Below are 14596 nucleotides of genomic sequence, written 5' to 3'. Positions count from 1 at the left end.
TTTATTCTTATTGTTTATTATTACCAAATGTAACAGTTGTAAATATTGTCTTAGGGTATCATATAGCGCCGATGAGGCCCTTATATTAAGGACATTTGTGTGGAAAATCTATATGATTATGTTTAATAAAAATTACAAGCTAACATCAAGTGTTCAGCTTCATAAAGACATTCTTGTACTTCTCTCTATAAATGTCATCTGACTTAAAATAAACATTAGCAACTGTTCTTGCACGTTCTAAGTCACTTTGTAGACAATACATGGCTATGGCAAGTAGCGCAACGACCTCATTACTATTTAAGAAAAAGTATCTATTATGATTTTCAAAATCATTAAGAACATGCTTCATCGAACTTCTTTCATCCAAGAAAGGGATTATCTTTTCTATGATAAAAGGCTTAATCTTTTGTTCAATGAGAAGATTCATATCTTCAATTGAGGTGGGGCGCCAATCTATCGCTTGAGTGTCAGAAACAAAGCCCGCATTGATGTTTACGACAGTATCTATAGCTTCAAAAGTGTTATTAGCGCCTTTCAGTGTTGTTGCTACTTTAGTTATTTCCTTTGAATCAAGACGTATCATGATACTTATATGTCCTATACTTTTATCGTCCGGATATTTGGAAGGAGTTAAGAAGAATAATATTGATTGGACGAAATCGCCCTTACTTCGTTGGAACTTTAGAGAGCCATGTCTCCATTTGAAGCCATACTTGAAAAGTAGATCAGCTAAGTCTTTCTCTATACTGACTCTAAAGAGAGACCTTAATTCCTTTGCTTTCATTATTACTTACACGTTATGTTACTCATTGTCAATACTTTCTTCTGTTTGCTATTACCGTAGAACGGCTCCTATCCTGTCTTAGGGTAATACTCTTTGTCTCATATTCTAAACGTAAAAATCTACGATATATTATTGGATACTACCTCGTCTTGCAGGGTTGTATCCTACTCTTTTCTGCATTAGGAAATATCTTAAACAGGCAAGATAATAGATTGTGTAAGATAATCCAAGCCTGTGATATTATGGAGTCTCATAACTTCTATCAATGAGTTAGAGAAGAATAAGCCTGTGTTTTGTAGTTTAATAATATCATATTTATGATCAGCTTTGAGCTGTATGTTGTGCATCTTTGTAAACTTATATGTCCTGTTTGCATATTCCTCATAGGAGTTAATTCTTAATTGGACGCCTGAGAAGGAGTCAAGAATAACCGAATGGGCATAATCAACATTCTCTAACGATAACTCGGGGAAGCCCAACAAGAAATATTCCCTTTGAGTAGAAAACTCAGGGATATAAGCTTGTATTTTATTATAGATAGGTAAGTTTGCTTCCAAAAGTAGCTTGTATGTTTCTTCAGACACTATAAAGTCAAACAAGTTGAAGGAGTTATCCGTTAGACTCGAGATGAAATCAGTCTCCTTAACCCCCTTCTTTGTTTTATAATATGTAATCTTACTGATTCTTGAAGGGTCTATTAAAGGGAAGTTGTCATTCTTCCTGTTTTCCCATAAATACTTACAGTAATCCTGGAAATAAGCCTTTTCAGTTTTATCTATAAATGAAGGTTGTGATTTAGTAAATCGAGTCTCAACCTGGCAGGTAACGCCATCTCTTATCCCAGTAACGCGACTTTCAATAGAGGGTCTGACCCTAAAATATTTCTTATGCCTATCCATATTCTATCTGTTATTGTATTTTCTGTTCCTATCTCCCAAATAGTTTGAAGTATTATAGGGTGACGATGAGTTGAAAGTCCAGTGACATCACTCCAAATATTACAGCTTCTCACATAGCCCAACGGTGTCGAGTAGTTCCCCAGTTAACCTTATCTTGTCTTGGTTAATGCAATCACCTATCTTCAGCTAATAAGGTATATGAGTCCATAGTTGTTAGTCTATATGCTACTATTAGATGAGTCATCAATGAGCTAAAGTCCAATCATTTAGTTTCATTTTGACCACACTCTAAAATCTGGCCGACAATACCCTTCTATTAAATCCATTATCTCATGTACGAATGCAGAGCCGTCTTGATAGTCTTCTGCTATCTTACTAAAAAAGTACAAAACCTCTTCTTTGCTCTTTCCTGCGTCTTTATATGAAGACAACAGTTTCTTATATTTCAGATAAAACGCTAATGGCAGGTTCTCTACATTCTCATATCTTGCTTGCCAATCTTTAATATCTGCAATAACAGAAAGGGCTTCTTTTTTATCTATCTGACACATAAGGTTTTTAATTTTACGTTGTCTACCATTCCATACTTCTTGTTGTTCTACCAGTGTCAACGACCTTACAGGGGTCTATAACACTATGCTTACCATCATTATTAGGCTTAAACATCTGATATATCGTAAGTTGTTTCGGACATTACATTAATGTTTACCAACGACACAATAGGTGATGGGCAATTGAAAGGTATATTCTCTTCAATCATGTGGCTATATTCCTTGTATTATAACCTAAACGTAGAAAACTACATTTTATTATTGAATACGGTCTTGGCTTGCATGGGTAATATCATATTCTTTTGGTTGTTTACACATTTGCCTTGACTTAGTTCTGTCTTCAGAAATCATGACTTAATACTGAGTTAAGTACCCTCGAAAAAAGAGAATACCATCTCCTATAACCATCTTCATAACCTACAACGAGTCAGCAAGTTACGAACAGCGTTTGAGAATATGCCCTTCTTGCTCCAAGAAGGGCGTCTTCAAGCATCAAGAAGGGCATGTTCTCGAACGTAGAAGGGCGTCTTCTTGAAGCTTGAAGAGGGTGGGTTGTGTTTGAAGGGAGCGAAAAATTTTGACGTTAAGACGTGGGGTAGGGGCATGCGTCTATTCTTTTTGTATGCAAGATTAGAGTATATTACGTGCAACATCCAAAGAAACCTAAAGAGTCTTAGACCTATCTTTATTTGTAGAAAAGTGAGATAAGTCAAACACCCTATCTGTTAAGACCATTGAGTATCAACGTTTTCTTGTTTTGTGCAACCACTGGCTTTACATGGTATAAGCTGTACAAGCATGTCTAAAGAGGTTGTATTAAGCTCTATTAGCACACTTACCAAGCGATGAATATAACTACTGTTGCGAGCAATAGTACGATTTCCACGTGAAGGACTACAAAGCTTTTCTTTTGGGCTTTGAGTTCTTTAAGCTAAGTTCTTACGTCCATAGCGCAGATTAGGGTATTCTTGTCGGAAGGCACCTAAGGTGTTTTATATTATGCTGTCATTCGTGTTCTTGAAGTTCGGACACAACAAAGATACATGATACCAGGGCTTTTTTATAAACTTAATGATAAATGTCTACGTGTTTAACGGAAGGACTTTTCTCTTGCATTAGTTAAGTTTGAGTATGTAAGGCTTACGTTAATCTAATGCAAAGAACCATTCTAAGAACTCATTAAAATCTTTCCATTGAGGGAGTAACTTCCCTTTTTGGAATTCAATAGTTTTTTGTCCAAGCTCAAGTTCCAAGACTTCACCAGTCAAACGGTTATAAAAGAATCCTCCTTCTCCTTCAAAGCTATCAAGTGGTATATACTCTTCTGGTAACTTTAAAGCAGACTGCATATATCCTATTTGCTCAAAGTATGTTGAGTTTATGGCAAACCAACACACGTTATATATATCACTATACCTACCAGAGAATGTTATACTATTTGTATAAAGATTGAATTGGGCGAATGGTGTTTGTAGATCTATTCCAAGCTTGATCATAACCTCTTGGTAGCTTTTGTCTTCTGTTAAATCATACAGACCAGCTTCTATCAAATATTTCTTTAGTTTTTCTGACAACATAATTCTTTATTTATAAATTAATAATTCTTACACTTAGTCGTACTATATCCACCTTTTTTATAGCGTTACTCGTTGTTTCTTCCATATCTGTGAGATACTCACTCCCACGTCCTAAGTGGTTTTAGGAATTGATGATTAAGCTACATTACGCTGAAAGATTGCACTTTTATCTTGAACTTACAACGCCTCGTTTTATGAGTTCATCATACTCTTCAATTTCATTACATTTAGGTTACGCCACTGACAGAAGTCAACATACACGGGGCCAGACAGATACCCAGCGGTATTATAATCATAACGGACACTTCTGTCGTTTATTGCATCAAGTGGTCGTAGAAAGCGGAGATTATCACCCTTGGTAGATGACTTGTCATATAGTGTTAGCCTATTATGACAGAAATACAGATGTCTTGTATAGTCAATAGTTTCATGCTGTATTGTAAGCTTCTCATGCTCAATTATAGTATTGGATATCTCACATGTGAATAGAGACTATCATTGCATAAGGTAGTCCTAAGACTAATCTCTGTTCTAATTAAGCCTTATGTGAAATCCAAAAGATTCTTACATAGCACCCTGCATACTCCTTACCATCACTTTAATGAGGCTTCTTTCCTTACATAACCCACATGTTTTCCCACCTTGAGTCTATATGCTTTACATGGCAGGTGTCTATGCTTTTAACGCAAGAGGACTAATAAGAACCAACTAAACTATGCCAGAATGGCATGCCGACACCTTGTGTTATATGCTCCATAAGTTGTATAAACTCTGTTTCTCTTTGACTCCAACAGGCATATTGGGCAGTCCCCATACCTCTAACTAATTGCTCAAAATTATCAGCTATTAGCATCTTCTCTCCAACTTCCGTCTCACTATCAATGGTATATATCCTACCTGAAGAACATTCTAAAAGGATGGTGTAAGGGTCTCCGTTAGCAATAATAATGAGACCAGCTGCTTGTAACACAGGGTAATCCTCATATCCTTTATTTCTTTGTATAAGCCAGTTTATTCCATTGTCATCGTTGTATCCAAACTGATAGCTGAGTATACTAAGGTTGCCCCAGCTATATTTTAGGATGCTGTTTATGAAGTTCTGGTCCAATACATCTATCTTTAACTCTTCTTTCAAACGTACAATTTCTGTACTGGGAATATCTACCTCCTTTAGAATCATGTCTTCAGTCAGTTCTGGGTCGAGTCCCTTAGTTTCTTCAACTATAGTTTGAATAATCTCGTTTAATGTTAATAGTTCCATGTATTTACCCTTTTTATTTATAATACTACACCTCTTCTTAACCTGCAGGAGAGCTTTCCACCTTTATATCCCTCTATGTTCTGAAAGTTTATTTATCCACAGGCAGAACGAGAATACACACCTAAGCTCACCCAAAGACATAGACATAATTTGCATTGACTTGGGAAGGTTAAGTTTAAGAAGCTAATCCGATAAAATCCTCACATCGTCTTCTTCTCATTCTATAGACCATTAAGTATTGCAATTAATGATAATCCGGATCAAATTCCAAACGCCATTATTCTTCTAACCATTTATGTTTGCATAGCCACTCTCTTGTATCATTAAGGAAAGACTCTCCGTAAGTTTGGATTCCATCTAATTTCCTTTTATATCTTTTAAAAGTCTCAACCAAGAAACTATAAAAGGCTTTTCCCATGAGCAAACGCTGACAATTCTTGGGGAGTGGATGATATTTTCCATCTATAAAAGGTCTGATGATTTCCTCATCGATAGCTATGTCTATACCCAATGCGTTGTCATCCTTATAAAATCTTCGCATTGATCTCCGCTCATATTCTTTAGGAAGACAACGAAAACATAGCCATAACTTAAATGGAAAACAGTTCTTGTATTTAGGGAAAACGGCTGCCTCATATTCGTATAGCTCTTCTTCTATTTCCCATATCTTACACCAACTTGCACCTGGTGCATCCTTCGTAAGTCCTAATTCTAACATATCTATTTATTGACAAAGTGATAGATGACTTATATGAGTATTGAACATTAATAGCCTCATGAGGTTATTCTATTATTTCATTAGCACCTTGTTCTATAACTTGTCCTGTATTTGCATTTATCTTAACAAAATGGATTTTGCCATCACATGGGTTCCATGTAATAAACCAAACGGGGATATTATGGTCCTTAGCAATGTAACGATTTATCGAAACTCCCTTATCGAACAAGTCCAGTTTTAACTGTTCTTTTACGAACTTCATTACTTTCTCCCATGGATAGTTCGTGTAAGGAGCATCTTTATCGATAGTTTCTATTAAATAGCCATTCTCATCATAGCGTTTCCAGAGGCCTATATTAAACTGATTATAATAGTAGCGTCCTACTTTCTTGAGCGTCTTTGTCTTGTTGTAATATTCCTTATAGGTACCGAATAGTTCATGATCTTTCCTTGCATACTCAACGAACTCAGATCCATTCTCACCTCCGAACTGACGCACCCTACCTTTTATACTATCTTCAAAAACGTATTCTGTTCTTTGCTTATGCGTGTAGTATCTCGTAGAATCAAATCTCTCGGTAGTCCTTTCTTTGTTTTTAATGTTATTACAACCCGTATTTTGTGCCTTACAACACCCTGTAATCAGAAGTAATGTAAGTGCGGCAAACATTTGTCTTACCATGATTCATTATATAAAGATGTGTATATTACTTTATTCCTACTCTCCCTTTCCCTATCGTTCCTTGAACTCCTCTTTGCTTATTAAGTAGGGGAGGTATAGTTCTACGGCCCTTTTGTAATTGGTTAGTCTGCTGAACGCATATCAAAACCAGTCTAAACTGCCCTTTCTCATAGCGTGTTATCGTTAATTGAAACGTTCGTAAATATTTTGTTTTCCTATCTCCCTACGGGTATGTATCTTACTCTCAGTCATTCTCTCGACATTCATCCTCATAGCTGAAAGCGCATAACGTGTTTAGGTTGATAGGTAGTCAGTTGGAATAACCAACTTGTCCATTTGTTATCAAAGGTATTCATTCTTACGTAAACAGCGGCCGTTAGCCTGTACTCTTTAATACTTTTTAGCGTAAGAAAGGGTCTGGGGATGAGGTTTCTGTCCCTCGCTGGGAGGCGCATAGTCTGTGAGATCGCTTCTATTGGACAGTTTGTATTGTTTGTTAGTAGGTTCTTCTCTCACGGTGGATGAGTCGTTTTCTCACAGAGGATGAGTCGTTCTCTCACAGAGTGCACAGATGAAACAGAGCCAATTAGCGTACATGTAGAGCGTACGAATAGCCTTCGGTCGACAGAAGGCACAGAGCATTTCTGCTGTTGGGGGACATGCTGCTTGTGAGAGAGGCGTTTTAATAAGGAGGTGAAAAATCATTACATTGTAACAAACAAAACACCCTCTAAATAGGGGAATGATATCTCGTGCAATCTACTTAATAACCTACAATAAATCAGTAAGTTACGAATAGTTTTTGAGAACATGCCCTTCTTGCCCGAAGAAGGGCGTCTTCAAGCCTCAAGAAGGGCATGTTCTCGAACGTAGAAGGGCGTCTTCTTGAAGCATGAAGAGGGTGGGTTGTGTTCGAAGGGAGCGAAATTTCTTGACATTAAGACGATGGGCGTGCGTAGATAATACTTGTGTGTAAACTTAACGACATCGATGGCTGGCTGAGGTTTAAGGCCTTTGGGTATGATGTGAGTCCTTTATAGACACGTCTTGTAGGCTACTAAGATGGCAATCAGCTCCCTTCGATATCTCTCGGTTAGTGAGCTGTGTCTATCTACGATGTGTAGTTTTTATGATGATATGACCCTCTACAGCATAGAGACAGTAGTAATGGCGGATATAGAGTAGTCTCCTATCTTGCCGTACTTCCGCTCTTCATGGTCAATGACTATGGGCAACATTGCTTATAAGTACTCATATCTTTAAGTTTATGGGTAAAGCTAACCAATTATTACATTACTTTATGAGAGCACTTATCTCTTTCTCTAAGGAGTATAAATCATTCGTTATTGGATCTTCATAATCGCTAACAATATCTAAATAGGCTCTCGTTATTCCGTTGATTGGATTTAATGTCAGGCTCTGACAGTTATCGGATAATAAACTCTTTACGCTCTCCAATCTTGAAATAATTAGGTCTAATTTAGGCTCGTAAGGTAGTTTGTTCTTTAGATCAACTATTACTTTATCTAATTTATTCTTCATATTCTTATATTTAGTAGCAGCCCTAACCGAATCGAATTAAGTCTTTATAACGTCTTGCCAGATGGCCTTCAATTCCCTTTCATATTTAGTTGCATTCGCAATGTGTATCCTTTTTAAGTATCCACACAAAGTTGTTGGATGCTCTTTAAGTAGATAGTACTCGATTAGAAAAGCAACCAGAAAGTTTTTATAGTAAGGAAGTTCTGTGATGAGTTTAGGCTTCTCATCATCACTTAGTTCTTCTCCTTTAGGATATTCATCCTCATCCTCAAAATCATAACTCATCTTCCTTTCCACAAAAGAAACAATTTCTGTCATGTTTGAAATGAGCAAGGTTTCTAAGTCCTCGACCTCAATTTGTGCGGCTTTTAACTGCTCTTTGTCATAATCTAACAGTACAAAAGGGATATTACTCTCAATCTCTATATTTCTTTTTTGTAGTATGTTCCTTAGAAGAAGTTCATAACTTTTACCATTGATAAATCTATTTATTTCATCCATATTACCAAGAGTTTGTTTCTTCAATTACTTTTCTTAATTTATATTCAGTATGTCTATAGAGATTCATTGATGCGAGTTCCTATGGAGTAGTTTGTGCTTATCCCATGTCTTGTTTGCTGTTCAAAAAGAAAACAATAATTCTCAAGGGTTGAACTTGAGTACTTATATATTATAATATCAAATGGGGTTTGTTGGACTTAAGCCCAATGTATTTACCAAATCATTATTATATATAAGAGTAGAGATTAAACTCATCGTTTGACAGGCTTATCACTTATTGGTTAATGTCATTCCTTCTCCATAGGTTGTAATACTGGAGACGGTTGTAGTAGAGTCCTACCTCATCATCCTCATACTGCCCTCACTGGTGGAAAAGAGTAAGTTTTTGCAGCTGTGAAATGGCTGTCTTGTTGTAAGCAGGCCGTATTTCCTACAGCGTACCATTGTCATATAGTTATTTCCTGTCTGATGGTCATACTCTTTGTAATATGACTTAAACGCAAAAAACTACAATTTATTATTGAATAAAGTGATGTCTTGTAGGGTAATATCATATTCTTTCTTCACTGGTATAAAGAAACTTTTGAGATGAGGAATACTCATAATATCCCTCACTTTACAGTCTCTAACACTTGTTGACCCAATCATCCTTATTTCTTTAAGATTGGACAAATGTAGCAAGAAAGCAATAGAAGGTAACTCTCCACAGTTATCAATTGTTAGTCTTTCCATGTTTGTTAATGAGCCAAGTATCTCCCAGTCTTTTATCTTCTTACAGTTCTGAAATGCAACAGAGGTAAGAGATTTGTTATCTTTTAGCCAGCTTATAGACTCCATTTTAGAATTGTAACCTATTCCGATGTGCTCTAAGTGTGGCATATTCTGTAGTGCATTAAATTCGCTTAACTTACTTTTCATCAATCCTATTCGTCTTGCTTTTCCAAAAGAGACAAACTCATTTGAGGTCGTTCCAGAGTAGTTATCAATAAAGATATATTCTAAGTTCTTGCATTGGAAGATTGATTTACAGTTCTTTTTATTATAGTTTAGATAAATGCACCATAGCAAGGGTAATGAAGAAAAAGGGATTTCTTTGTCTGCGCTACCATGTATCTTTAAATACTCTAACTTTCTCAAACAAGACAAGTGAGACAGGTCTTCATAAGTATATGAATTCAGGTCTAATGCTCTTATATGCTCTAAAATAGATATCTTTTCAATATTTTCAATCTTCTTGTTTATGCCCTCTGAGATTGCTATAAGGCCATCAATATTGTTCGTATTTATATAAGATATGTCGGGTTTCTGTTCTATATTTGCTTGCATAAAAGCATATTCTTTTCCGAAATACTCCTTCCTTATAATAGTCTTCCCCCCTGTCGGTAAGCTTCTTTCTCCTTGAAGATCTAAAACGCTGATATTACTTTCTTTCATTCTTGATGATATTTCTTTTATGAATTTATGCCCATAGAGTGTGGAATAGATTTGGACTACTAACCTGTATATCAGACTCCTTTTTGTTCGCTCTATAGGCTCTGCAGGCTACAACGAACATTATCTATATGCTGATGAAATTCATTCTTGCTACTTGTGCTTGGTAATGTTTTTTGTGTAAAGTAAGGCCTTATATCAGCAACAAAGATACGTTTTTTTTCAATACTTTTGCTGTATTTGATACTTCACATTTAATATGCACGGGGCCAGACAGATAACCAGCGGCATTATAATCGTAACGGACACTTCTGTTGTTTATTGTATCAAGTGGCCGTAGAAAGCGAAGGTTATCACAGCCTCATATATCAGTAGGTGTGTGATTGACAGAACCCTTTTCGTTTCAGCTCGCTTTTTAAGTGCTGTTCTAATCAACTTTTATGTACTTAAATGTAGTTTCTCTGCAAGCCTTTAGATGCCTTTATGATAACAGAAAGCTCCCATGCGTCCTCCCGCCATGTACTAAAAGTTACAGCGAACTTACTTACCCTCTTAGTAAGATACGCATGCAACTCGTAGGATGTTTTACTTTCTCTATGGGAGATGGACACATCCCAAGACTCTTATCTGTACCTCCATAGAGCTGTGAGGACAATAACTTGACCTATCTTAGGAACCTGTTAGCTCTTGAAAAATCTTTACTTTGCGTCGAGCTATATCCCTTCATAATAGGAATATAAGGTCTCTTGGAATTAAGTCTATAACATGCAATGAATCAATATATTACGAATAGCGTTTGAGGACATGCCCTTCTTGCCCGAAGAAGGGCGTCTTCAAGCCTCAAGAAGGGCATGTTCTCGAACGTAGAAGGGCGTCTTCTTGAAGCATGAAGAGGGTGTATTGTGTTCGAAGGGAGCGAAATTCCTTGACATTAAGACGATGGGCATGCGTAGATTATACATGTGTGTAAACTTAAAGATATCAATGCTTGGCTAATGCGTAAGGGGCCAAAGTGTGATATGATTCCTTGGTAGTCATGCCTTGTAGGCAGCTAAGACGGCATAACAGCTATATATATTAGGATCGAAATGATAATTTACATTATATTCATACAGCGTGAGTTTGCCCCTTGTCAAGCTCATTGTGTCTTGACTAACATGATTATCTATCCTTGATATATATCAGCAGAAGCGGTTATAATAAAGCTCCAGACTCCTTGTACTCATACTGGCTTAGTTAGTAGGAAGGGATGATGTTTCAGCATGAGTGAAGCTTGACAAGCTTATCCATAGAGGTTATAGTCAGTCTGTTGATGCGCCTGTTATCTTGTAGTTAGACTATAGGTCAGTAATAGAAATGCCCCGTTAGGGAGGTGCTATTCGATTTCTACTCTTAAAAACAAATCCTTTATTAAAGAGTCTTTATCGCATATCTCTCTAAACTTCAGTATGAAATCCCTTAAGGCATCAGCATCTGTAGCATAGGCACAATACATGCCTGCTTCTGGATCATGGTGTATGGTAGCTTTTAATTCAGGCATATATTCTTTCAAGAAAGCTTTGGCCAAAGCACACCAGTCATATCCATTCCCTTCAAAGCCCTCTTCTTCTCTTGTTTCAAATAGTTCTTGTTTGTATTCTCCTGTACTCAAACATACAGAGAATTGATCTTCATGATTGACCCAGAAAAAGGGTGCTATCTTACTTTTGAAATGTTTAGTGTCCATATTGTTCTAATTGAATAAAGAGTTCATCACTGTTAGTTTTTATTCCTTCTCGGTATTTTGCTGGGATTTTATTACCGCATCGTTCGAACCAATCGTTAAACACCTTTTTCCACTCTTGTACCTTCTCTTTCTTGATTAGAAGGTTTGCATTGACAGGAAACCTCTTTGCTAAGGACACTAATATATCGATATGAGTCATTACAGCTTGAACTGGTTTATTAGCTGTTTTAAGCCATTCTATGTTCTCTTCTATCTGCCTTAACGCTAAGTTGATATACCGTGCATTCTCTAATTCGGCCATTTCATTTCCTTCTGGTGCAGTACTAAATATCCTCATACTTTATGTATTATAATTTACAACCTCTACTTTAAGGTTCTTGATGTAGTCTTTTAGTTTATTCAACCCTCTTATTCTATGGCCTGTCCCATCTCTTTGCAGAGTAGTCGACCAGTCTTGGCATTCCATGTGTAGGTAATGTCTCCACTTATATCCGTTATGGAATCGTTCAAACAACACATGACAGTGAGACTATAAATAATAAAAGGTAAGTGATGAGTCTTCTCATATTCTTATCTGATATTTAGGCCCATCTTTGTTCATTACCATAGAACATGCAGATGCACTTTATTATTTAGTGATGATTGCAGAACAATGGTTTCAAGTGCAAATCTACATATTCTTTTTCTTAAAAGCAAATCTTCATTTATTCTTTTGGGTGTTATGCTTATTCTACCTTTGGTTTATTTGTCATTTTTTACGCCTATCCATCAAGCGATTTTATCCCCGTCCTCTCTTCGAATCAGTTGAGGAATGATGATCGAGATAGGGCCATGTATGATTGTATGCAGCTTAATAAACGCTTTACATTCATGTCATTTGCGTAATTCTTAGTACTGTTTATTCAACCTTCTACGCTTAGATTAGTAGTTTCCCTTTGTGCCACACGTAGCTATATGCTGCTTCTGTTAATTGTGTTATATCCCCTTCTAAATTTCATGTGACGATGTTTCATTTTTTATTATACCATTCTATCTATGTACATTCCGTCTTTTTATCATTCGAATGCCCCATTGTCTTTGTATATTTATGGTACTTTGTACGATTAGGAAAAGTTTTGACATGAATCATTTGAGTGGTTGAGGCTAACGATAACGAAGATGGGTAAGAATAGAGCTCATAACATTCAATAAGTCAGTTGGTTATGATTACCTATTGAGAAGGGCGTTATTAAGGGATAAGAAGGGCGTCTTCAAGCCTCAAGAAGGGCATGTTCTCGAACGTAGAAGGGCGTCTTCTTGAAGCATGAAGGGCAAGTATTGGTTGTGAGATAAGCGAAAAAGATTTACAGAGTGAACTTACTGTCACTTATTGTAAGTCTATGCTCCCTCCTTCTTTCCTATCTTCTATCAATGTTTTCACGCTTTTCGGATGATGTATGGATGTTCCACATGTGAGGAAAAAAGATGATGAAACCTGTTACTCCGCCAAGCATCGTTCACTCTGTTACCTTGGCTATCATCTTCTGGCTAAAAGTGTTTACTCAGTCTTAACTATATCCCGTCTCGGAAGACTTGCGTAACTATAGTCATAGTAAGGTTATTCAGTCAAAATCAAATTTGCTGTCATTACTGTCATTCGATGTTGTCATTTAACTTGTTAGTAATCAGTAGTGTTACACGAAGTGTTAAATATGACAGCAACTTAAAATAAAAATAATTCTTGTATAATGTGTTGTGTTTTCCTTCTGTCAGTAAGGTGAGTTATTACCTCATAATGTCAGAGCATCAGTTAACAATCAAGAGTTCAAAACAGCGTGATTTATTATTGAGTTGTAGGCATGGCGAGAGAGCCCACAGCTTAATGTTAGACTGTTTTAGGGATAGTATTCATGGAGGAAGTATATCACAGTCTTTTTATGAGTGAATAACATGCTAACCCCATTTTGGTAAGATTTATTTCTGTTTTTTACGTCAATCAGCTAATAATCGAGATATTTTATCTATATTTGCATTGTGTTATAAAGCAAAGCAAAGATGAAGAAGTATGTCCTCGACTTGAAGGTATCTTCTGTGGAGAGAGTCAATGCAAGGAATGTCCTTATCAGGTTGACAGATGATAAACCACTCCCAGAGATGCTGCCTGGTCAGTTTGTAGAGGTGAGAGTGGACGGCTCACCTTCTACCTTTCTTCGCCGTCCTATATCCATAAATTTCGTTGATATTGAGCGTAATGAGCTGTGGCTGCTTGTAGCAACAGTAGGAGAAGGAACGCATGCGCTCGCACGTTTGCGCAAAGGCGACATGTTAAACTGTGTGCTCCCATTAGGTAATACGTTCACCCCCTTGGCAAGTTCGTCTGAACGAGTACTACTCGTTGGTGGAGGAGTAGGGGTGGCTCCACTATTATATTTCGGTAAGCAGATAAAGGAAGCAGGCGGAACACCGGTCTTCTTGTTGGGTGCTCGTACAGCAGCCGACTTAGCAGAAATATCGCTTTTTGAGCAGTATGGAAGGGTATGTATAACCACTGAGGATGGTTCAGCAGGTGAGAAGGGGTTTGTCACAAACCATTCCGTCCTGTCCACAGAGCGTTTTGACCGTATATCTACGTGTGGTCCTAAGCCCATGATGAAGGCCGTAGCACATTATGCCTATCAAGCCTCAATCCCTTGCGAAGCATCGTTAGAGAACATGATGGCCTGCGGTGTCGGTGCTTGTCTGTGTTGTGTAGAGAAGACAACAGAAGGTAATCTATGCGTATGTAAGGAAGGTCCTGTCTTTGATACACGTAGATTGATGTGGGGAGAATAAATCAGAAAGAAGTGGTAGGAGACTTTGTTTGCTTTTATTCGGTCGATAAAATGAATCGTCTTAATAAGGTTGATAGAAGGAGAATACCACAATGTTTCGTAAAAATAGATGAT

General features: G+C 37.0%; 13 protein-coding genes. 1 reads left to right on the top strand and 12 read right to left on the bottom strand.

All coding sequences use genetic code 11. From position 1 onward, the window contains the following. Nucleotides 1-145: 145 nt before the first annotated feature. The 12 genes from CHB62_RS04630 to CHB62_RS04575 all read right to left on the bottom strand — a co-directional run bounded on the left by CHB62_RS04630 (nt 146) and on the right by CHB62_RS04575 (nt 12009). A complete protein-coding gene (locus tag CHB62_RS04630; RefSeq protein WP_089365885.1) occupies nt 146-784 on the bottom strand; it encodes a hypothetical protein in 639 nt (212 codons plus the stop codon). 191 nt (nt 785-975) lie between these two features. After that, nucleotides 976-1683, bottom strand: a complete 708-nt coding sequence (locus CHB62_RS04625; protein WP_089365884.1) for a hypothetical protein — start codon at nt 1681-1683, stop codon at nt 976-978. A 272-nt stretch (nt 1684-1955) separates the two neighbouring features. Continuing rightward, complete coding sequence (locus CHB62_RS04620; RefSeq protein WP_233251308.1) at nt 1956-2294, bottom strand: hypothetical protein; 339 nt, start codon at nt 2292-2294, stop codon at nt 1956-1958. A gap of 1085 nt (nt 2295-3379) precedes the next feature. Continuing rightward, nucleotides 3380-3811: a hypothetical protein gene (locus CHB62_RS04615; RefSeq protein ID WP_009011615.1), complete on the bottom strand. Its 432-nt coding sequence runs from the start codon at nt 3809-3811 to the stop codon at nt 3380-3382. 694 nt (nt 3812-4505) lie between these two features. Then, on the bottom strand, nt 4506-5072 hold the full coding sequence (locus CHB62_RS04610; RefSeq protein ID WP_089365883.1) for an SMI1/KNR4 family protein: 567 nt from the start codon (nt 5070-5072) through the stop codon (nt 4506-4508). 277 nt (nt 5073-5349) lie between these two features. Beyond that, entirely contained in the window at nt 5350-5790 is a 441-nt protein-coding gene (locus CHB62_RS04605) for an Imm44 family immunity protein (protein ID WP_089365882.1), read from the bottom strand. A 64-nt stretch (nt 5791-5854) separates the two neighbouring features. After that, the gene (locus tag CHB62_RS04600) at nt 5855-6472 is read right to left on the bottom strand and encodes a hypothetical protein (protein ID WP_167386056.1); all 618 of its coding nucleotides are present in this window, start codon (nt 6470-6472) and stop codon (nt 5855-5857) included. A gap of 1293 nt (nt 6473-7765) precedes the next feature. Then, nucleotides 7766-8014 carry a hypothetical protein gene (locus CHB62_RS04595; protein WP_089365880.1) on the bottom strand — a complete coding sequence of 83 codons (249 nt, stop codon included), beginning with the start codon at nt 8012-8014 and terminating at the stop codon, nt 7766-7768. A 36-nt stretch (nt 8015-8050) separates the two neighbouring features. Then, the gene (locus CHB62_RS04590) at nt 8051-8539 is read right to left on the bottom strand and encodes a hypothetical protein (protein ID WP_232214087.1); all 489 of its coding nucleotides are present in this window, start codon (nt 8537-8539) and stop codon (nt 8051-8053) included. Between the two features lie 483 nt (nt 8540-9022). Then, nucleotides 9023-9949 carry a leucine-rich repeat protein gene (locus tag CHB62_RS04585; RefSeq protein ID WP_089365879.1) on the bottom strand — a complete coding sequence of 309 codons (927 nt, stop codon included), beginning with the start codon at nt 9947-9949 and terminating at the stop codon, nt 9023-9025. Nucleotides 9950-11321: 1372 nt separating this feature from the next. Continuing rightward, a complete protein-coding gene (locus CHB62_RS04580; protein WP_089365878.1) occupies nt 11322-11672 on the bottom strand; it encodes an immunity 51 family protein in 351 nt (116 codons plus the stop codon). Next, complete coding sequence (locus CHB62_RS04575; RefSeq protein WP_089365877.1) at nt 11662-12009, bottom strand: hypothetical protein; 348 nt, start codon at nt 12007-12009, stop codon at nt 11662-11664. The genes CHB62_RS04580 and CHB62_RS04575 overlap by 11 nt, the downstream gene beginning before the upstream one ends. 1697 nt (nt 12010-13706) lie before the next feature. On the opposite strand from CHB62_RS04575, the gene CHB62_RS04570 reads away from it, so the two are divergent. After that, the gene (locus CHB62_RS04570) at nt 13707-14483 is read left to right on the top strand and encodes a dihydroorotate dehydrogenase electron transfer subunit (RefSeq protein ID WP_089365876.1); all 777 of its coding nucleotides are present in this window, start codon (nt 13707-13709) and stop codon (nt 14481-14483) included. Nucleotides 14484-14596 lie beyond the last annotated feature (113 nt).

The organism is Prevotella jejuni (assembly GCF_900187995.1).
GTDB lineage: Bacteria > Bacteroidota > Bacteroidia > Bacteroidales > Bacteroidaceae > Prevotella > Prevotella jejuni.
Note: the sequence above shows the minus strand (reverse complement) of the source record. Positions and strands in the feature narration are given on the sequence as shown.